General features: G+C 51.6%; 18 protein-coding genes and 1 riboswitch. All 18 genes read left to right on the plus strand.

Going from position 1 to position 18,692, the window contains the following annotated elements:
* Positions 1–2: 2 nt before the first annotated feature.
* The gene (gene rnmV / locus JOD24_RS10160) at positions 3–599 is read left to right on the plus strand and encodes a ribonuclease M5 (protein ID WP_380166434.1); all 597 of its coding nucleotides are present in this window, start codon (positions 3–5) and stop codon (positions 597–599) included.
* Positions 583–1,467, plus strand: coding sequence for a 16S rRNA (adenine(1518)-N(6)/adenine(1519)-N(6))-dimethyltransferase RsmA (rsmA, locus tag JOD24_RS10165; RefSeq protein ID WP_380166432.1), 885 nt, complete (start codon positions 583–585; stop codon positions 1,465–1,467). The genes rnmV and rsmA overlap by 17 nt, the downstream gene beginning before the upstream one ends.
* 54 nt (positions 1,468–1,521) lie before the next feature.
* Positions 1,522–1,995 carry a ribonuclease H-like YkuK family protein gene (locus JOD24_RS10170; protein ID WP_380166430.1) on the plus strand — a complete coding sequence of 158 codons (474 nt, stop codon included), beginning with the start codon at positions 1,522–1,524 and terminating at the stop codon, positions 1,993–1,995.
* Positions 1,996–2,168: 173 nt separating this feature from the next.
* The gene (gene veg / locus JOD24_RS10175) at positions 2,169–2,456 is read left to right on the plus strand and encodes a biofilm formation stimulator Veg (protein ID WP_009710745.1); all 288 of its coding nucleotides are present in this window, start codon (positions 2,169–2,171) and stop codon (positions 2,454–2,456) included.
* A gap of 137 nt (positions 2,457–2,593) precedes the next feature.
* Positions 2,594–2,796, plus strand: a riboswitch (cobalamin riboswitch).
* A 226-nt stretch (positions 2,797–3,022) separates the two neighbouring features.
* On the plus strand, positions 3,023–5,272 hold the full coding sequence (locus JOD24_RS10180; RefSeq protein ID WP_380166428.1) for a ribonucleoside-diphosphate reductase subunit alpha: 2,250 nt from the start codon (positions 3,023–3,025) through the stop codon (positions 5,270–5,272).
* A 13-nt stretch (positions 5,273–5,285) separates the two neighbouring features.
* Positions 5,286–6,314 (plus strand): ribonucleotide-diphosphate reductase subunit beta, encoded by a 1,029-nt coding sequence (locus JOD24_RS10185; protein ID WP_429246871.1) that lies wholly within the window; start codon positions 5,286–5,288, stop codon positions 6,312–6,314.
* Positions 6,315–6,466: 152 nt separating this feature from the next.
* Positions 6,467–6,637: a small, acid-soluble spore protein, alpha/beta type gene (locus JOD24_RS10190; protein WP_009710749.1), complete on the plus strand. Its 171-nt coding sequence runs from the start codon at positions 6,467–6,469 to the stop codon at positions 6,635–6,637.
* A gap of 194 nt (positions 6,638–6,831) precedes the next feature.
* Complete coding sequence (ispE, locus tag JOD24_RS10195; protein ID WP_380166424.1) at positions 6,832–7,722, plus strand: 4-(cytidine 5'-diphospho)-2-C-methyl-D-erythritol kinase; 891 nt, start codon at positions 6,832–6,834, stop codon at positions 7,720–7,722.
* Positions 7,723–7,762: 40 nt separating this feature from the next.
* A complete protein-coding gene (gene purR, locus JOD24_RS10200) occupies positions 7,763–8,611 on the plus strand; it encodes a pur operon repressor (protein WP_429246872.1) in 849 nt (282 codons plus the stop codon).
* On the plus strand, positions 8,592–8,972 hold the full coding sequence (locus JOD24_RS10205; RefSeq protein ID WP_380166420.1) for a RidA family protein: 381 nt from the start codon (positions 8,592–8,594) through the stop codon (positions 8,970–8,972). The genes purR and JOD24_RS10205 overlap by 20 nt, the downstream gene beginning before the upstream one ends.
* A 97-nt stretch (positions 8,973–9,069) precedes the next feature.
* Positions 9,070–9,357, plus strand: a complete 288-nt coding sequence (gene spoVG, locus JOD24_RS10210) for a septation regulator SpoVG (RefSeq protein ID WP_380166418.1) — start codon at positions 9,070–9,072, stop codon at positions 9,355–9,357.
* Between the two features lie 198 nt (positions 9,358–9,555).
* Positions 9,556–10,929 carry a bifunctional UDP-N-acetylglucosamine diphosphorylase/glucosamine-1-phosphate N-acetyltransferase GlmU gene (gene glmU, locus JOD24_RS10215; RefSeq protein WP_429246873.1) on the plus strand — a complete coding sequence of 458 codons (1,374 nt, stop codon included), beginning with the start codon at positions 9,556–9,558 and terminating at the stop codon, positions 10,927–10,929.
* A 44-nt stretch (positions 10,930–10,973) separates the two neighbouring features.
* Positions 10,974–11,924 carry a ribose-phosphate diphosphokinase gene (locus JOD24_RS10220; RefSeq protein WP_380166414.1) on the plus strand — a complete coding sequence of 317 codons (951 nt, stop codon included), beginning with the start codon at positions 10,974–10,976 and terminating at the stop codon, positions 11,922–11,924.
* 395 nt (positions 11,925–12,319) lie between these two features.
* Positions 12,320–12,925 carry a 50S ribosomal protein L25/general stress protein Ctc gene (locus tag JOD24_RS10225; RefSeq protein ID WP_380166412.1) on the plus strand — a complete coding sequence of 202 codons (606 nt, stop codon included), beginning with the start codon at positions 12,320–12,322 and terminating at the stop codon, positions 12,923–12,925.
* 105 nt (positions 12,926–13,030) lie between these two features.
* A complete protein-coding gene (gene pth, locus JOD24_RS10230) occupies positions 13,031–13,609 on the plus strand; it encodes an aminoacyl-tRNA hydrolase (protein ID WP_380166410.1) in 579 nt (192 codons plus the stop codon).
* Between the two features lie 69 nt (positions 13,610–13,678).
* Positions 13,679–13,909 carry an anti-sigma-F factor Fin gene (locus JOD24_RS10235; protein WP_380166408.1) on the plus strand — a complete coding sequence of 77 codons (231 nt, stop codon included), beginning with the start codon at positions 13,679–13,681 and terminating at the stop codon, positions 13,907–13,909.
* Between the two features lie 154 nt (positions 13,910–14,063).
* A complete protein-coding gene (gene mfd, locus JOD24_RS10240) occupies positions 14,064–17,609 on the plus strand; it encodes a transcription-repair coupling factor (protein ID WP_380166406.1) in 3,546 nt (1,181 codons plus the stop codon).
* Positions 17,593–18,624, plus strand: a complete 1,032-nt coding sequence (locus JOD24_RS10245; protein ID WP_380166404.1) for a peptidylprolyl isomerase — start codon at positions 17,593–17,595, stop codon at positions 18,622–18,624. Before mfd ends, JOD24_RS10245 begins: the two co-directional genes overlap by 17 nt.
* Positions 18,625–18,692 lie beyond the last annotated feature (68 nt).

The raw sequence follows: 18,692 nt of genomic DNA on the forward strand, positions 1-18,692 counted from the left end.
CGTTGTGGTTACATAGGAAAAGGGTGGGAATTATTCAACAGCTATCGGTTAAAGAAGTGATTGTCGTAGAGGGACGGAATGATACAGAAGCTCTCCGTCGGGCAGTTCGTGCAGATACCATTGAGACCCGGGGATCGGCAGTAGGTTCCGATGTGATCGCCGAGGTGAAGCGGGCCCTGGATGCGCGGGGGGTGATTATCCTGACCGATCCCGACGGAGCCGGAGAGCGAATCCGACGCATCGTCTCCCGGGAGGTGCCTGGTTGCAAACATGCCTTCATCTCCCAGGAGGAAGCGAGGGGTGCTCACGGACTCGGAGTGGAACATGCCGCTCCGGAAGTGATTCGTCAGGCGTTGGCAAAGGCTCGTCATGAAGCAGGAGAACCGTTTGCCACCGGCGTTTCCTGGGAAAGATATCGGGAGGCGGGGCTGGTCGGTCATCCAAAATCCCGGCTGCTCCGGGAAAAGCTTGCTGTAGCCCTGGGGATTGGATACGGAAACGCCAAGCAATTCTTTCGCCGTCTTCATCTCTTGCACATCACAGCAAAGGAATTTGAAGAAGCGTTGCACAGAGTGGGAGAGGATGAAGAGGATGGATGAAGTCAGGATTGCGGAACGGACACGCCAATTGTTGGCAGAAAAGGGATTGCGACTGAAGAAAAGCCTGGGTCAGCATTTTCTTACAGATCCCCGGATACTGGATCAGATGATCGAGGCCGCGGGACTAGACCCGGAAGCCGGAGTGTTGGAGATCGGCCCAGGGATCGGGGCCCTGACCGAACGGTTGGCGATGGCAGCCGGTCAGGTGGTCGCAGTGGAATTGGATGATCGGCTGATTCCGGTTCTCAGCAGTCTGTTCTCAGAACAACCTCATGTCCATATCCTTCACGGCGATGTGATGAATTTGGATCTGACCAGGCTGTTGCGGGATTACCTGGGGGACTGCCATCGGATCAGTGTAGTGGCCAACCTTCCCTATTATGTCACGACTCCGATCCTGATGCGGTTGTTGGAGGAAAAACTTCCGCTGGATCGGATCGTGATCATGATTCAAAAAGAGGTGGCAGAACGTCTCACCGCTTCCCCTGGAAGCAAAGCCTACGGTTCGATTACGGTTGCCGCTCGGTATTATGCGGAAACGGAATGGGTTACCAAGGTCCCGGCCCATGTTTTTGTCCCCCGCCCCCAAGTGGATTCCGCTGTGATCCAACTGAAGATCCGTGAGCAACCACCAGTGGAAGTTCGGGATGAAGCTTTGTTATTCCGTGTGATCCGGGCGGCTTTCGGCCAGCGGCGCAAGACACTCCTAAATGCCCTGAGTACAGGAGCTGTGCTTGGACAGGAAAAAGCGATTCTCTCTCGGGTGTTGCTGGAGGCGGGGATTGACCCCAAGCGGCGAGGAGAAACCCTATCGCTGGAGGAATTTGCTTTCTTAAGCAACCGACTGGATGAAGTGACGGGGAACTGAACCCACAGGGGAAAACTAGCCGGCAACGCCCGGAACTTCGGAGGCGAATGGAAGTTGCAGTTCTATCATCCACGCAGGGGTCGGATCCGTCTGGAGCAAATGATCTCCGAGATTTATGCCTATATCGATGAAGATCGAAATGCCATTTATAAAATGGTGATCGGGACAGACTCCCAGACCGATCACAAAGAGACACTGTTCGTAACCGCCATCATTATACACCGGGTGGGAAAAGGAGCTCTCTTTTTCTACTCCAAAAAGAAAAGTCGCCCTTTGCTGGATCTCCGTTATCGGATCTACAAAGAGACGGAGTACAGCCTGGATCTGATGGAACGATTGAAAGAAGAAGGTTTTCTGGGGGCTTCTCTGGAGTTGCCGGTGGAAGTTCACCTGGATGTGGGGCGGAAGGGAGAGACCCGAAAACTGATTCAGGAGGTAGTGGGTTGGGTCACCTCGGTGGGATATACCGCCAAGATCAAGCCTGACGCCTACGCCGCTAGCTCTGTGGCGGATCGTTTTACCAAATGAAGCGGTTCAGCGAAGGTTTGTCGATCATGACAAAGTTTTGTCGGGAAGGAACTTTTATTGACAATTACCGGTTTTACCCGTTGACATAGGGCTTAGACCCTTGCTATAATTCACGTTTTGACAATTGCACCTGACTCATGGTATAATCTCTGTGAGTGAGGTGGTCGAGCTAAATGGGTAGGAATGCGCTGTCTGAAATAAAACGGACCTTGGATGGCTATATCGGTCAAAAAATCCGGTTGAAAGCCAACAGTGGACGTCGCAAAACGATTGAACGCAGCGGGGTGCTCGAAGAGACATACCCTTCCGTGTTTATCGTCAAACTGGACGAGGATCAACACTCCTTTGAACGCGTTTCTTACAGTTACGCCGACATCCTGACAGAGACGGTGGAATTGACCGTTTTCCAAGATGAAGGACAAGTCCCCGTTAAATATGTGAAAGATCCCCAACAACAATAATATCTGATATAAATCCGGGCTGACTCATGGCTTGCATGAGTTTCTCATAATCCGATCCCACAGGGTTCGGATTTTTTGTTTACATCTGCTCCGTTTTTCGATATGATGGGGTTGTACATCTTCGGAAACTCAATATGTTGTGTTTATGGGATGCAGGTGCTTCCTTTGGGAAGCTGAAAAGGGAATTCGGTGTAAAGCCGGAGCTGTCCCCGCAACTGTAAATGTGGACGAAACGGTGTGACCACTGCCCTGTCGGGTCCCTGAGGGGGCTGACTGGGCGGGAAGGACCGGACTAGGGTGAAGCATGAGCCAGTAGACCTGCCTGCGTTGTCCTGTATGTTTCCAGTCTTCGGGGGTTGGGACTTGGAAACGGCGGATTCGGTCAAAGAAGACTGATCAGGGGCTTCTGCTGTAAGCCTGCTTATTTCGCCGTGTTCCAAACCTACCAACACCTGGAATAAGGGTGTTTTTTTATTTGCCCTGGAAGAGCTCCCTAGAAGTGTTACCAAAGGATTTGATTCCAACGCTTCTGGCGGAAGATCACTCCAGAGGAAGGCGGAGATGAAATGATCGGAACGCTGTTGTCGACAGAAACGATTCCCCGTGACAGGCAGGCCATGGAAAATTTTCTCCAACCTTTGGTGAGCGACTTTCCCAAACTGGATCTTCAAGAGTACATCGCTCAACAGTTGCGCTCCTTTCGGGAAGGAGATTCTGCGGATCAAATTTCTGACCGGATGATCCTAGACGCCTTGGAACGGGTCAGCAGTGAGGAACCAGATTGGACTTTTGTAGCCTCGCGGATCTATTTGGCGCGGCTTTACGAGGAGGCCTCGCGCCATCCATTCCGTCAAGGGGAACCCTACGGAGATTTTTATGAGTTAATCCAAGTGCTGACAAAATCCAGCGTCTACTCTCCTTTACTGTTGGAAGGCTATACTCGAGGGGAAATCGAGGAATTGGCGACGATCATCCGTCCGGAGCGGGATCGTCTGTTCACCTATGCGGGACTGAGAACCTTGGCTGACCGTTACTTGGCCCGCTCCCAGGCAGGAGAATTGTACGAGCTTCCCCAGGAGCGATTTCTTATCATCGCGATGGTGCTGATGTCCCAGGAAGAAAGAGAGCATCGGATGCATTGGGTACGGGAAGCCTACTGGGCTCTCTCCCATCTGTATATGACTGTAGCCACACCTACCCTGTCCAATGCCGGCAAAAATTTTGGCCAATTATCTTCCTGTTTTGTGGACACGGTGGATGACAGTCTACAGGGGATTTATGACAGCAACACCGATGTGGCCAAGGTTTCCAAAGGAGGAGGGGGTCTGGGTGTCTACCTGGGCAAAATCCGGTCCCGTGGGAGCGATATCAAAGGATACAAAGGGATCAGCTCAGGGGTAATCCCTTGGATGAAACAATTGAACAACACCGCGGTAAGTGTGGATCAGTTGGGACAACGAAAAGGGTCGATCGCGGTCTACCTGGATATCTGGCATCAAGATATTCTCTCCTTTCTCGATGCCAAGCTGAACAATGGAGATGAACGGCTGCGGACCCATGATCTCTTCACCGGCGTGTGTATTCCTGACCTTTTTATGGAGGCAGTGGAGGCCCGGGAAGATTGGCATCTGTTTGATCCGCACCAAGTCCGAAGGGTGATGGGCTGGTCGCTGGAAGATTTTTATGATGAGGAACCGGGAGAAGGCAGTTTCCGGGAGAGATACGCAGCCTGTGTACAGCATCCGGGTTTGGACCGGACTACGGTCCCGGCAATTGAATTGATGAAGCGGATCATGGTTTCCCAGTTGGAAACAGGTACGCCCTATATGTTTTATCGAGATGAAGCGAACCGCAAAAACCCCAACAGTCATGCTGGGCTGGTCTACTGCTCCAACTTGTGTACTGAGATCATGCAGAATATGAGTCCGACACTGTTGCGGGAGGAGCGCGTGGAAGACGGGAAGATCCTGATCACCAAGGAACCCGGCGATTTTGTTGTCTGTAACCTCTCCTCCATCAATCTGGGGCGGGCGGTGACTGACGGAGTGTTGAAACGATTGATTCCGGTTCAGGTGCGGATGTTGGACAATGTGATCGATCTGAACACGATCGAAGTTCCCCAGGCGAGAATCACTAACCAAAAATATCGGGCGATCGGATTAGGTACCTTTGGATGGCATCATTTGTTGGCTCTCAAAGGGATCCGCTGGGAATCGGAGGAGGCGGTCCACTATGGGGAAGAGCTATACGGAGAGATCGCTCAGCTCACGATTCGAGCCTCCATGGAATTGGCCCGGGAGAAAGGTGCTTATTCGCTCTTTGAAGGGAGCGACTGGCAGACCGGAGCCTATTTTGCAAAAAGGGGATTGCAGGAGGAGCCCTGGCGCAGCTTGGCGGAGGAGGTCCGCCGTTATGGACTGCGCAACGCTTGGCTGATGGCGGTGGCTCCCAATGCGAGCACTTCTCTGATCGCTGGTAGTACCGCTTCCATCGATCCTGTGTTTCGCCGGGAATACAGCGAAGAGAAGAAAAATTACAAAATACCGGTTACTGCGCCGGATCTCACCCCGGAGACCAGCTGGTATTATAAACCGGCCCATGAGATGGACCAACGCTGGAGCCTACGACAGGCAGCGGCCCGTCAACGCTATATCGATCAGTCTCAATCCCTGAATCTGTATGTGCGTCATGACATCAAAGCCCGAGATCTGCTGGATCTGCACCTGACCGCCTGGAAGTTGGGTCTGAAAACCACCTACTACTTACGGTCCACAGCGACGGATTATGTAGACGATTGTGAGAGCTGTTCCAGCTGAGGAGGGAAAAACCATGAAAAAACGTAAACTGTATGATCCGATCGCACCCAATGCCAGCACTGGGATCATCAATGGGCAATCTTCCAATGTATTGAACTGGGATGATTGCCGCTTCCCTTGGGCGTATCCTCTGTACAAGAACATGCTGTCCAATTTTTGGACTCCTTTTGAAATCAATATGTCGGAAGACATCAAACAGTGGGGGCGATTAACGGAAGAAGAACAAGTCGCCTTTAAAAAAATCATCGGACTGCTGGCTTTTCTCGACTCGATCCAGACCGATTATTCATCAAGGGTGGCCGATTATTTGACTGATTCCAGTCTGTCGGCCTTGATGACGGTGCTTTCTTTTCAGGAAGTCGTCCATAACCAATCTTATTCCTATGTCCTTTCCTCCCTTGTAAACCGGCAGGAACAAGAAGAGGTGTTTGAATACTGGAAGCACGATCAAGTCCTACGGGAACGGAATGAATTTATTGTGGATGGGTATCAGGATTTTGTGGATAATCCTGAACCGCTCACATTACTCCGTTCTATCGTTTTTGATGTGATTCTGGAGGGGCTCAACTTTTATTCTGGGTTCACCTTTTTCTACAATCTGGCCCGTCACCAGAAGATGGTTTCCACCTCCACCATGATCAACTATATCAACCGGGATGAGCAACTTCACGTCCGACTGTTTGTTCAGATTTACCAGCAACTGTTACAGGAGTTTCCCGAATTGGACACGGAGGAAAGCCGGAACTTTGTGACCGAAGCTTTTCGGCGGGCGGCGGAATTGGAGATTCGGTGGGGGGAAACGGTTCTCGGTGATCGCTTCGACGGGATTCGGCCGGATGAGCTCCGGGCCTATATCCGTTTTATGGCGAACAAACGCGCTCATGAACTGGGGGCGGAACGGCCCTTCGAAGGATATCGCAAGAATCCCATGCGATGGGTGATCGCCTATCAGGATGTCAACCGGGGGAAACAGGACTTTTTTGAAGGGAAATCCCGCCAGTACAGCAAGGTTTCCTCTGACAACGGGTTTGACGATTTGTAAGTCTTTAGTCAGGATGTAAAGAGTAGATCACATCAGGGGTGCGTCCTTCCCGAATCCAATCGAGCGAGGAAAGGAAGGCATTGGATGGGCAGAGATCATCAGTTGAGTCCATACTAAGGTTGCCCGGCCGGAGAAGGAAAGGGAGGAGTCAGATGGCACGGCGGGGAATCATGTCGGAAGACTTGAAGATCGAATTGGCCAAAGAACTAGGCTTTTATGATGTGGTTCAGCGCGAAGGCTGGGGCGGAATCAAGGCTCGAGATGCGGGGAATATGGTGAAACGGGCCATTGAGCTGGCCGAAGAGCGTATGGCGAATCGATGAACCTGCAACTGACATTCACTGGATTCTGACACGGAGTCAGGATACCTCAACGGATCCGGTTATGGGCACGGGCGGGGAACTTTCCCCGCCCGTTTTCTTTGCTTTTATGGGATATATGCACATGATACAATAGTAAAGCCAACTTACCTTCTTTTTTTGGGTTGGAACAGGGTGCGGAAAGGGGGGGCGAAATATTGGATGTCTCTGTAAAGGCACCGGCCAAAATCAATTTGACGCTGGATGTCTTACATAAGCGAGCGGATGATTATCACGAATTGGAGATGTTGATGACCACCATCGACCTTTACGATCGCATCGATTTAACCGAAACTCGGAGCGGGATCACATTGGATAGCACATCAGGCTTTGTGCCCTTCGATGACCGAAACCTGGCTTACCGAGCGGTGGCGTTGGTGAAGAAGCGGTTTGGGGTTCAAAAGGGGATCCATATCGGTATCCGAAAAAATATCCCGGTAGCGGCGGGGCTGGCCGGTGGTAGTAGCGATGCAGCGGCCACTTTAAAAGGGCTGAACCAGTTATGGGACTTGGGCTTGACCGTGGAGGAGATGGCGAAGCTGGGTTTGGGGCTGGGTTCAGATGTTCCCTTTTGTGTCTATGGCGGAACCGCAATCGCCCGGGGACGGGGGGAAGAGATCACCCCTGTGGCTCCGCCGCCGCCCTGCTGGGTGATTTTGGCCAAACCTCCCCACGGGGTGTCTACGGCGGAAGTATTTGCAGCGTTTCAACTGGAGCGGGTAGAGGAACGTCCCCAGTTGGATCGAATGTTGAAAGCTTTGGAGCAGAGGGATTTTAACGGTGTCTGTCATGAATTGAGCAATGTGTTGGAAAGTGTAACGCTGGTTCAATATCCCAAAGTTCACCGATTGAAGGAAAAGATGATCGCCTTCGGAGCCCAGGGTGTTTTGATGTCCGGCAGTGGACCGACAGTCTTTGCTCTCGTTCAGAAGGAAAATCTAGCCCGGCGGGTAGTTAACGGTCTCCGTGGATTTTGTCGGCAAGTGATCGCAGTTCGGCTACTGGGCGGCCTGGAGCGGTCTTCCCTTGATAAAAAGCGGTTGAAGTGATATGTTTCACATCAAATATTCGGATTTTGCGGAGGGTAGCATGAAGAAGTGGAAGCGTAGTGCACGCTTGGTGGATATGAGCCATCGATTGCTCCGGAATCCCCATCGTCTGATCCCTCTGACCTATTTTGCGGATCGATACCAGGCGGCCAAATCTTCCATCAGCGAAGATTTGGGGATCATCCAAGAGGTTTTTCAAAGTGAAGGCTCCGGTGAACTGGAGACAGTTGCCGGCGCCGCCGGTGGCGTCCGGTTTCTTCCCCGGGTGAATCGCGGGGTGGCGGGGGAACTGGTGGATACGCTCTGCCAGCAATTGTCTGATCCGGGGCGGATCCTTCCGGGAGGCTATTTATATCTGTCCGACTTGTTGGGGAACACGGCAATGGTCCGGGAAATCGGGCGCGTCTTCGCTTCCGTTTTTTGTGACAGTGGGGCAGAAGTGGTCGTGACGGTGGAGACCAAGGGGATCCCGCTGGCTTATGCCACAGCGGATCATCTGGGTTTGCCGGTGGCGATCGTTCGTCGGGATAGTCGAATCACGGAGGGTTCCGTCGTTACCATCAATACCGTCTCCGGCTCCAGCAAACGCTTGGGAAGTCTGTCACTGTCCCGGCGCAGCCTGAATGAAGGGGTGCGGGTGCTGATCATTGACGACTTTATGAAAGCGGGGGGAACGGTTCAAGGCATGATCGACCTCATGAATGAATTTCATGCGCAAGTGTCGGGGATTGGTGTGATGACAGACACGCTACTGGAAGAGCGGTTGGTGGAAAATTATATTTCCCTGACGACAGTGGCGGAGGTGGATGTGAAGAAAAGAGAAATCAAAGTGGTACCTGGAAATCTCTTGGAACAGGGAGGATGGACTTATGGACAAAATACAGACTGATCGTGCGCCCCAAGCCATCGGACCTTATTCTCAGGCTGTCCGGACGGGGGGCTTTGTCTTTGTTTCAGGACAGATCCCGCTGACGCCAGAGGGGGAGCAGGTGACAGGCGACGTGGAAGAACAGACCCGACAGGTATTGACCAATCTAGAAGAGATATTAGTTGCGTCGGGAAGCGGTTTAGAGCAAGTGGTGAAAACTACGATTTTCCTGAAGGATATGAATCATTTTCAACAGGTGAACGAAGTTTATGCCCAGTTTTTCGGTGAGTTTCGTCCGGCGCGGGCCTGTGTCGAGGTTTCTCGACTGCCAAAGGATGTGTCCGTAGAGATCGAAGCGGTAGCCCTCGTAAAAAATTCGTGATTTTTCAGCGAAATTCTTGGCATTAACTTGCAGGGAAACCACCATCCATGTGGAATATGTGAAGTACATCATCTCTGGAAATGGGTGGTGAAGAAGGTTGGAAATTACGGATGTTCGACTTCGCCGGGTCACTCGTGAAGGAAGAATGCGGGCGATCGCTTCGATTACGATCGACGGCGAGTTTGTGGTGCATGATATCCGGGTGATTGACGGCAACAATGGCATGTTTGTGGCCATGCCGAGCAAGAGAAGGCCGGACGGGGAATTCAGGGATATCGCACACCCCATCTCGCCGGATTCCCGGGAAAAAATCGAAATGGCTGTCCTGAGTGAATACCACCGGGCCGGTGAAGAGGTAGATCCTGCGGTGGAGGGGAGTGCATAGTCCGCCACCGGAATCTATCGCCCGGCCGGAGTTGGATTCAGACAGAAGAAGAAAAGCATGACGACGACAGGGAGATCCGGCTGATCCCTGTCGCTTTTTTTGTTTACCCCTTGGCTACTTGTGGTTCTTGCAATGACGGTACCTTTGGGATATAGTCGGATGTGGAGTTTTGATAGAATATCGGGGGGCTTCTCTCTGATGGAAAATTTATTTGCCGTCGTTTTGGCTGCGGGCAAAGGAACCCGCATGAAGTCCAAGAAGCACAAAGTGTTGCATCCGGTTTGCGGGAAGCCGATCATCGATCATATTATCGAACTGTTGATCGACCTCGGAACCGACGAACGCGTCGTCATTGTAGGGTATCAAGGGGAAACCGTTGCGAATCACTTAGAAGGGCGAGCCTCTTTGGTCCGTCAGGATCAACAGTTAGGCACTGCCCATGCTGTCATGCAGTCAGCGCCGTTGCTGGCGGACAAGGACGGGGTGACCTTGGTGATGAACGGAGACCATCCGCTGTTTACCCGGAGGACCCTGGCCCAACTGGTTCAGTCACACCGGGAAAGCGGTGCCGCTGCCACGATCTTGACGGCGGTGCTCCCAGATGCTACCGGGTACGGTCGCGTGATCCGCAGAAGTGACGGGACCGTGGACCGGGTGGTGGAACACAAGGATGCAACTGCAGAAGAACGGAAGGTGCAGGAGATCAGCACAGGAACATTTTGCTTCGATAACCGACTTTTGTGGGATGCGCTTTCAAAAGTGAGCAATGATAATAAGCAAGGAGAGTATTACCTGCCGGATGTGATTGGTATCCTGAATCAGGAAGGCCATCCGATTGGAGCCCAGGCGATGGCGGATCCGGCAGAGGCCGGGGGAGTCAACGATCGGATCCAACTGGCGGCGGCGGAAAAAGTGATGCAAAGACGCATTCTCCATGAACATATGATGGAGGGTGTCACCATCACAGACCCGGACAACACCTATATTGAGGCGGGTGTGGTAATCGGTGAAGATACGGTGATCCACCCAGGAAGTATTCTCCGGGGGCGAACCCGGATCGGCACCGATTGCGTCATCGGCCCTTATGCGGAGTTGACGGATTTAGAAGTAGAGGATGGAGGAATCATCCGCCATTCTGTCCTGCAAGGAAGCCAAGTGAAAAAGCAAGCTACAGTGGGCCCTTACACTTATGTGCGCCCCGGCTCCACTCTTGGGGAAGAGAGCAAGGTGGGCTGTTTTGTGGACGTGAAGAACACATCCCTCGGTAGAAAAAGCAAGATTTCCCATTTGGGATATGTGGGGGATGCCCAGGTGGGGGAAGAGGTCAACATCGGCTGTGGTGCCATAACTGTGAACTATGATGGAAAGAATAAACACCAGACGGTGATCGAAGACGGCGCCTTTGTCGGATGCAATGTCAACATGGTGGCACCAGTTACGATTGGCAAGGGAGCCTATGTCGCAGCAGGCTCCACCATCCACCGAGACGTTCCGGAAGATGCACTGGCCATTGCCCGGGAACGCCAGACCAATAAACCCGAATACGCAAAAAAACTTCGTCAAAAAGGCTGAACATGAACTGATATTTCTTAATATGGCTGGAGGGTTGGGGGAAGATGTCCACAGAAACACAGAGGCGTTTGCAAGTTTTCAGCTGTAATTCCAATCCGGTGTTAGCTCAGGAGATTGCCGAGCATGTGGGGGTTCCCTTGGGTAAAGCAGTTATCGGCAGTTTCAGCGATGGGGAGATTCATGTCCGACTGGATGAAAGTGTTAGGGGTTCCGATGTCTATGTGATCCAATCCACCTGTCATCCGGTCAACCAGAATCTCATGGAGCTGTTGGTGATGGTGGATGCATTGAAACGGGCATCGGCTCGGACGATCAATGTGGTAATCCCTTATTACGGTTATGCCCGCCAAGATCGGAAAACCCGGGCTCGGGATCCGATTACAGCCAAATTGGTGGCCAACCTGATTGAAACAGCCGGTGCAGACCGGATGATCACAATGGATCTGCACGCCACCCAGATTCAAGGTTTTTTCGATATTCCTGTGGACCATCTGCTGGGTGTGCCAATCTTGGGTGATTATTTCATTCAGAAGAAATTAGAAGATCCGGTAGTGGTTTCCCCCGACCATGGCGGGGTGATCCGGGCTCGCAAACTAGCAGAGCGACTAGAAAGCCCGATTGCCATTATTGACAAGCGCCGTCCGGAGCCCAATGTGGCCGAAGTGATGAATATTGTCGGTGATGTGAAAGGAAAGCGTTGTATTATTATCGATGATATTATCGATACGGCAGGAACGATTGCACTGGCAGCCAATGCCCTGATTGACTATGGTGCCAAGGAAGTGTACGCCTGCTGTACTCACCCGGTTTTCTCCGGCCCGGCCATCCAACGGATCCGGGATTCCCAGATCACCGAGATGGTGGTAGCCAATACCATCCCCCTTCCTGAAGAAAAGCAGTTGGACAAGATCTCCGTGCTGTCTGTCGCTTCCCTGATTGGTGAGGCGATCATTCGGGTGCACGAAGAGCTGTCTGTGAGCAAACTTTTCGACTGAATGAACCGACCGGTGTTTATCCTCCTTGATTAAAGGGAATGAATGTTACAGGTCAGGGCTGTTGATTAACAAGGAAGGGACCGTGTGCTGCCAAAGCGTTCTCATGCGTTACAATCTCGATGGGCTGAAGCCCTGAGATAGAAGGTGCCATCCTACTTAGCGTAGAAGTCTGACGAGAGGACGGGGCGTTAGGGGAAACATTCATCCGATGTTGCTGACCTCCTGGTTTTGCCCCTGCCCGAGGGTCAGATACGGAACGGACCATCTCTACTTCTTTGGGGGATGGCATCAGAGAGCCTGGTAGAATACGATCTCCCTGCCTGAAATATGGATAATCAACACGCCTGGTTACAGGTATGTATCACGTTCATTTCCATGAAGGAGGAAATCTGTCCATGGCCTATCCAATCGCCGTAACTTTTCGGGAGAAAGACCCACGTTCTGTGCTGACGAAACTACGTCGGGAAGGACGGGTACCAGCTGTTGTGTACGGCAAAGGAATGGAAAATGAGCTGATTCAACTAGAAGCTGGTCAGGTAATTAAGATGCTGCAACAGGAAGGAACCTCGGCGATTTACGAACTTCAATACCCTGGTGGTAAATCCCGGCAGGTCATGATTCGTGAACTGCAACAGGATCGAATCAAAGACAAAATCATTCATATCGATTTCAACGAAGTAAAGTTGGACCAACCTTTCGATACAGAAATTTATATTGAATTGACCGGCGAGCCGATCGGGGTGAAAGAGGGGGGAGTGCTGCAACATCAGCTCCGCAACGTGCAAATCCGTTGCCTTCCCGCTGATCTCCCCGACAGACTGGAAGGGGATATCACCCAGCTCAACATCGGTGACACCCTAACGGTCGGGGAGTTGCCGATCCCAGATCGAGTGGAATTGCTCACGGATCCCGAAGAGACGGTGGTTTCCATACTCCCTCCCCGGATGGAACAGAGTACGGAGGAAGAAGAGGAGACAACAGATACTCCGACGGAGGAATAGGAGAAGAAACATTCCCGTCAGTGAAGAAATAAGATGAAAGCATGAAGGGGAAAGGGCGCAACGTGGAATCGTTGCGCCTTCCCTGTGTTGGTGAGGAGGAGCGATGTGAAAGTGATCGTTGGCCTGGGAAATCCAGGTATCAGGTATGCACTGACCCGACATAACATCGGTTTTTGGGTGGTGGACCACCTGGCTGAGGAATGGAAGATTCCCGTTCAGAAAGAAAAGTGGAAAGCCCTGGTGGGCGAAGGACAGGTGAACGGAGAGAAAGTCATCCTGCTCAAGCCGGAAACCTATATGAATCTGTCCGGAGAATCGGTTCGTCCTGCCCTGAAGTGGCTGAAATGCGGTGTCGAAAACCTGCTGGTCATCTATGATGACCTGGATCTGCCTCCGGGCCGGATCCGGTTGCGGATGAAGGGAAGCGCCGGTGGGCACCGGGGAGTCCAATCCTTGATCGACCATCTGGGAACTCAGGAGTTTAAACGGATCAAAATCGGGATCGGAAGGCCAAAGGTTCCGATTCCGGTCCCGGATTATGTGCTGGGCCGCTTTGGGCGAGAGGAGGAAGAGCCGATCGCCGGGGCAGTTGACCGATCTGCCGCTGCGGTGCAACAGTGGCTGGAGCGTCCATTCCCTGAGGTGATGAACCAATTCAATAGGGATCTGTCCGCCGATCAGTGAATGAAAAATGCCTCTACAGGTGATACTAAGGCAAAATATCCAGAATATCCCCTGGGCAGGAGGCATAAGATGGCTGTAACTTATCTTTGCCGATATTGTGACACATGGATCGGACAGATTGAGGATGAACAGGTGACAGAGATGCAACTGGGGTTTCATTTGTTGACCCCGGAAGAACGGAAAGATATAATATCCTATGATTCAGACGGTCAAACAACCGTTCGAGTGATCTGCGAATCATGTCAGGACATGTTGAATCGAAATCCGGAAATATCCTTGCTGGCCCGCCCTTTCCAGTGATTCTTAAATCGGAGTTGATCCAGACCGGGGAAGGCGCCGGGCAGTGATGGATGCGGGGTTTTTTACAATACAGCCTTAGCTGTCCCCAGCTGAGGCTTCTTTTTTGTATGATCGGTGGATTCTCTTTCTTTTGCGGAGAGGAGGATGAGAGAACTTGGAGACTTTGTTACGCTTATATCAGAAAGATGAAGAATTTCAATCTACTGTCGTTTCCTTAAAAGAAGGACTGAAAGAACAAATGGTGGCGGGGTTGACCGGTTCAGCGCGCATGCTCTATGTAGCCTCCCTGTACAGGGAAACCCGTCGGCCGATCCTGCTGGTCACTCATAACCTGAACCAAGCCCAAAAAGCGGTAGAAGACTTGTATGAACTATTGCCCAAGGACCAAGTATTGCTCTATCCAGCCAATGAATTGATGGCGACGGAGATCGCTTTGGACGGTCATGAGACCCTGGGAGAGAGGGTTCAGGTTCTTTCTCGATTATCCAAAGGATTTTCCGGGGTTTTTGTGGTGCCCTTTGCCGGGTTGAGAAAATTGGTTCCGCCTGCCCATGTATTTGCCGCCAACCATCGGACCTTGAAGGTGGGTGAAGTGCATCCTATCGGATCCTTGATGGAGCATTTGATCAAAGTGGGTTTCGAACGGGTGGAGATGGTGGAAAAACGAGGGGAGTTTAGTGTAAGGGGAGGTATTCTCGATGTTTTCCCCGTCACTTATTCCCACCCTGTTCGGGTGGAATGGTTCGATGACGAAGTCGATTCGATCCGTCCCTTCTCCGTCGCGGATCAGCGCTCCCAGAATAAATGGGATCAAGTGGAGATCCCACCGGCAAGGGAGTTGTTTGCCGATTCAGACTCTCTGTATCGGGCCGGGGATGAGGTAGTCAACCTCCTACAAGAGAGATTGTCTCAGGTGAAGGATCCTGAATTGAGCCAAAAGCTGACCGAGAAAATCACTTGGGAGATTGAACAGTTAAAATCCGGCGCTCTCTTTACGGGGATCTACAAATATATCAGTCGCATCTATCCTGAGAATCATACGCTGTTGGACTATCTTGCCAAAGAGACGGTCTGGGTGTTAGACGAGCCTGCACGGATACAGGAGTCCGCTCGCCAGATGGAGAATGAAGAAGGAGAGTGGCAGACCGCTTTGCTTCAGGAAGGGGAATTTCTCCCCCAACTGAAGGTTTCCCACAACTATGAGGATCTGTTTTCGCGACGGGAACATCCACGGATCTATCTCTCGCTGTTCATGCGACAGGTCGGCGGGATCCAACCACAGAATATCGTGCAATTCATCTGCCGAGGCATGCAGCAGTTTCACGGCCAGATGCATGTGCTCAAAACGGAATGGGATCGCTGGGTGAAATCCAAATACAGGGTCCTGTTTTTGGCCAGTACCGAAGAGCGGGCGGCTCGGTTGGAACGAGTTCTGGCCGACTATGGGATGGAGGTGTTCCGGGCAGGGGAGGGGAGTCCCTTGCAGCCAGGTCAACCCGCGATCCGGGTCGCCTCTCTCGCAGGCGGGTTTGAGATGGGTGGCGCACGACTGGCCGTGGTGACGGAAGGAGAGGTTTTCACACAAAAACGGCGGCGAATCCGTCGGACCGCGAAGCTGGATCATGCAGAGAAGATCAAGGATTATCAGGAGTTGCAGCCTGGGGATTATGTGGTTCATGTCAACCATGGAATCGGTCGTTATGCCGGAACGGAAACTTTGGACGTCGGGGGGATTCACAAGGATTACCTCTTGATCCAATATGCCGGTAATGACAAACTGTACGTACCGATCGAACAGATCGACCAAGTGCAGAAATATTTAGGCAGTGAGGAAAAGACGCCCAAGGTGTACAGTCTGGGCGGCAGTGAATGGAGCAAGGTAAAGAACAAAGTTCGCTCCTCCGTGCAGGATATCGCTGCCGATCTGATCAAACTGTATGCAAAACGCCAGTCGGAACGGGGCTATGCCTTTTCTCCCGACACTCCTTATCAACGGGAGTTTGATGCCTTATTTCCTTACGAGGAGACGGCAGATCAGCTTCGTTCCATCGAAGAGATCAAACAGGATATGGAGAAGACCCAGCCGATGGATCGTCTCCTCTGCGGGGATGTCGGTTACGGGAAAACCGAAGTGGCGATCCGGGCCGCTTTTAAGGCTACGATGGATGGCAAACAGGTAGCTGTGCTGGTGCCTACAACCATCTTGGCTCAGCAACACTTCGAGACATTCCGGGAGCGCTTTTCTGACTTTCCAGTAGAGATCCGGGTATTGTCCCGTTTCCGTTCGCGCAAAGAGCAGCGGGAAACGGTCCAAGGCGTGAATGACGGGACTGTCGATATTGTGATCGGAACCCACCGCATCTTGTCCAAAGATGTCCAATTCAAAGAACTGGGCCTGCTGATTGTGGATGAGGAGCAACGTTTCGGAGTCAAGCACAAAGAGAAAATCAAAAAAATCAAGAGCAATATCGATGTCCTCACCCTGACGGCCACACCGATTCCCCGTACCTTACACATGTCGATGATGGGGGTGCGGGATCTGTCAGTGATTGAAACACCACCGGAAAACCGTTTCCCCGTCCAGACCTATGTATTGGAGTATTCCGCCGCATTGGTGCGGGAAGCGATCGAACGGGAGATGGCACGGGGCGGACAGGTTTACTTTTTGTACAACCAGGTGCAGAACATCGACAAGATGGCAGATCAGATCCGAATGCTGGTACCTGATGCCCGGATCGCGGTAGCCCATGGACAGATGGCGGAGACGGAATTGGAGAAAGTGATGCTGGACTTTCTGGATGGGGAGACCGATGTCCTCGTAAGCACCACCATCATCGAAACCGGGGTGGACATCCCCAATGTCAACACGTTGATCATATACAACGCTGACAAAATGGGACTCTCTCAGCTGTATCAACTGCGGGGGCGGGTAGGTCGCTCCAACCGGATCGCCTATGCATACTTTACCTACCAGCGAAACAAGGTATTGTCTGAGACAGCAGAAAAACGGCTGCAAGCGATCAAGGAATTCACCGAACTGGGTTCCGGCTTTAAAATCGCCATGCGGGACCTGGCGATCCGGGGAGCCGGTAACCTCCTGGGCGCGGAACAGCATGGACATATCGCTACCGTCGGATTTGAGATGTATACTCAGATGTTGAAGGAAGCGATCCAAGATCAACAAGGAACAAAGGAAGAAGAGACTCAAACCGACCCGGTGATCGAATTGAATGTAGATGCCTATATCCCCTCGGACTATATCCAAGACGAAAAGCAAAAGATCGAGATCTACAAAAAAATTAGGGCGATCCGCAGTCTGGATACGGCCCGGGATCTGGAAGAGGAAATCGAGGACCGGTTTGGAGATCTGCCACGTCCGGTGCAAAATCTGCTCCGAGTGGCCCGTCTTCATGCTTATGCGATCCAATATCATATGGAAGAAATCAAACAAAATGGGTTTGATATCGTGATCCGTCTCCATCCCGACCAGAACCAGGTGGTGGACGGGCAACGTTTGTTCCGGGTAATCCAGAATTTTCATGGTCGGATCCGCCTCTCTTCTGGGGAACGGATCGGTATCACCTTTCGTCTTAAAGGGATTCCAATGGCGGAAGGGCTGGAAATGGTGGAACAATTTCTGATACAATATGAAACGGTTCCCAAAACGAAAGGAGCAGTTCGAAATGCAGCCAATGAATAAACGACTGCTTACGGTGCTGAGTGCCTTCCTAGCAGTCTCTCTGTTGGTGGTCGGTTGCGGCAGCAAGGATGACAAGGACGGACAGAAGACGGCTCAGGATGGACAAGCTACCGTCCTCCCGACGGATAGTAAGAAAGTCGTTGCCGAGTATAAAGGCGGCAAGGTGACAGAAGGGGAACTGAATACCTATCTGAACATTATGGGGCTATTTCAACCTCAGATGGCTGCCATGATGGGATCTCCTGAGGTGAAAAAGGAAGTTGTCAAAAGCTATATCGCAGAGGATATGGTCTCCCAACGAGTAAAAGATGAAAAAAAATACAAAAAGCAGGCGGACGAATCCCTGAAACAATTTGAGGAGCAGTTGAAACAGATGCCTGCCGAAGGCAAGGACAAAAAAGAGCAGGATCTGGAGGGTTACCTCAAGGAACACGGGTTTACCAAGGAACAACTAAAGGGCTTTTTGGAAAAGAACAATAAAGTGTCTGCCTACTTTGAGGATAAAGTGAATGAAAAGGATTTGAAGAAGGAATATAGCAAATCCGATAATTTCTATAATATTAAGCTGAGTCACATCCTGATCTCCACTGCTGAGGATCCGGAGGGCAAGAAGAAAAAACGCTCGGACAAGGATGCTAAGGCCTTAGCTGAAAAGGTACAGAAAGAGTTAGAGGACGGGAAGAAATTTAGTGACCTGGCGAAAAAATACTCTGATGATCCCGGCTCCAAAAAGCAGGGCGGAGACATGGAAGGAACTCCTGACCAGTGGGTTCCGGAATTTTCCAAAGCAGCGGTCAAATCCCCCATCGACAAGATCAGCGATCCGATCAAGTCCGATTACGGATACCATATTATCAAGGTGAAGGAACGGAAAAAGCTGTCTTTTGATAAAGTGAAGGAAGAGATGATGGGGCAGAAGGTGACGGAGCTGTATCAAGACTTCATCAAAGATGAGGTCAAGGTGACCAAGCTGGACATCCCCGGGGACCAAAAGAAAAAAGAAGAGAAACAGTGACAGGGCGCGATGCCCTGTCTTTTTTACGGAATTCAATCAGCATAATAATATGGTAAGGGATGAATACT

It is taken from the genome of Kroppenstedtia sanguinis, from assembly GCF_050433445.1.
Taxonomy (GTDB): Bacteria; Bacillota; Bacilli; order Thermoactinomycetales; family DSM-45169; genus Kroppenstedtia; species Kroppenstedtia sanguinis.

Coding starts and splice junctions, on each gene's coding strand:
- rsmA (WP_380166432.1), top strand. CDS start 583: ATGAAGAGGATGGATGAAGTCAGGATTGCGGAACGGACACGCCAATTG.
- veg (WP_009710745.1), top strand. CDS start 2,169: ATGGGTAGGAATGCGCTGTCTGAAATAAAACGGACCTTGGATGGCTAT.
- JOD24_RS10180 (WP_380166428.1), top strand. CDS start 3,023: ATGATCGGAACGCTGTTGTCGACAGAAACGATTCCCCGTGACAGGCAG.
- JOD24_RS10185 (WP_429246871.1), top strand. CDS start 5,286: ATGAAAAAACGTAAACTGTATGATCCGATCGCACCCAATGCCAGCACT.
- JOD24_RS10190 (WP_009710749.1), top strand. CDS start 6,467: ATGGCACGGCGGGGAATCATGTCGGAAGACTTGAAGATCGAATTGGCC.
- purR (WP_429246872.1), top strand. CDS start 7,763: ATGAAGAAGTGGAAGCGTAGTGCACGCTTGGTGGATATGAGCCATCGA.
- JOD24_RS10205 (WP_380166420.1), top strand. CDS start 8,592: ATGGACAAAATACAGACTGATCGTGCGCCCCAAGCCATCGGACCTTAT.
- glmU (WP_429246873.1), top strand. CDS start 9,556: ATGGAAAATTTATTTGCCGTCGTTTTGGCTGCGGGCAAAGGAACCCGC.
- JOD24_RS10220 (WP_380166414.1), top strand. CDS start 10,974: ATGTCCACAGAAACACAGAGGCGTTTGCAAGTTTTCAGCTGTAATTCC.
- JOD24_RS10225 (WP_380166412.1), top strand. CDS start 12,320: ATGGCCTATCCAATCGCCGTAACTTTTCGGGAGAAAGACCCACGTTCT.
- JOD24_RS10235 (WP_380166408.1), top strand. CDS start 13,679: ATGGCTGTAACTTATCTTTGCCGATATTGTGACACATGGATCGGACAG.
- JOD24_RS10245 (WP_380166404.1), top strand. CDS start 17,593: ATGCAGCCAATGAATAAACGACTGCTTACGGTGCTGAGTGCCTTCCTA.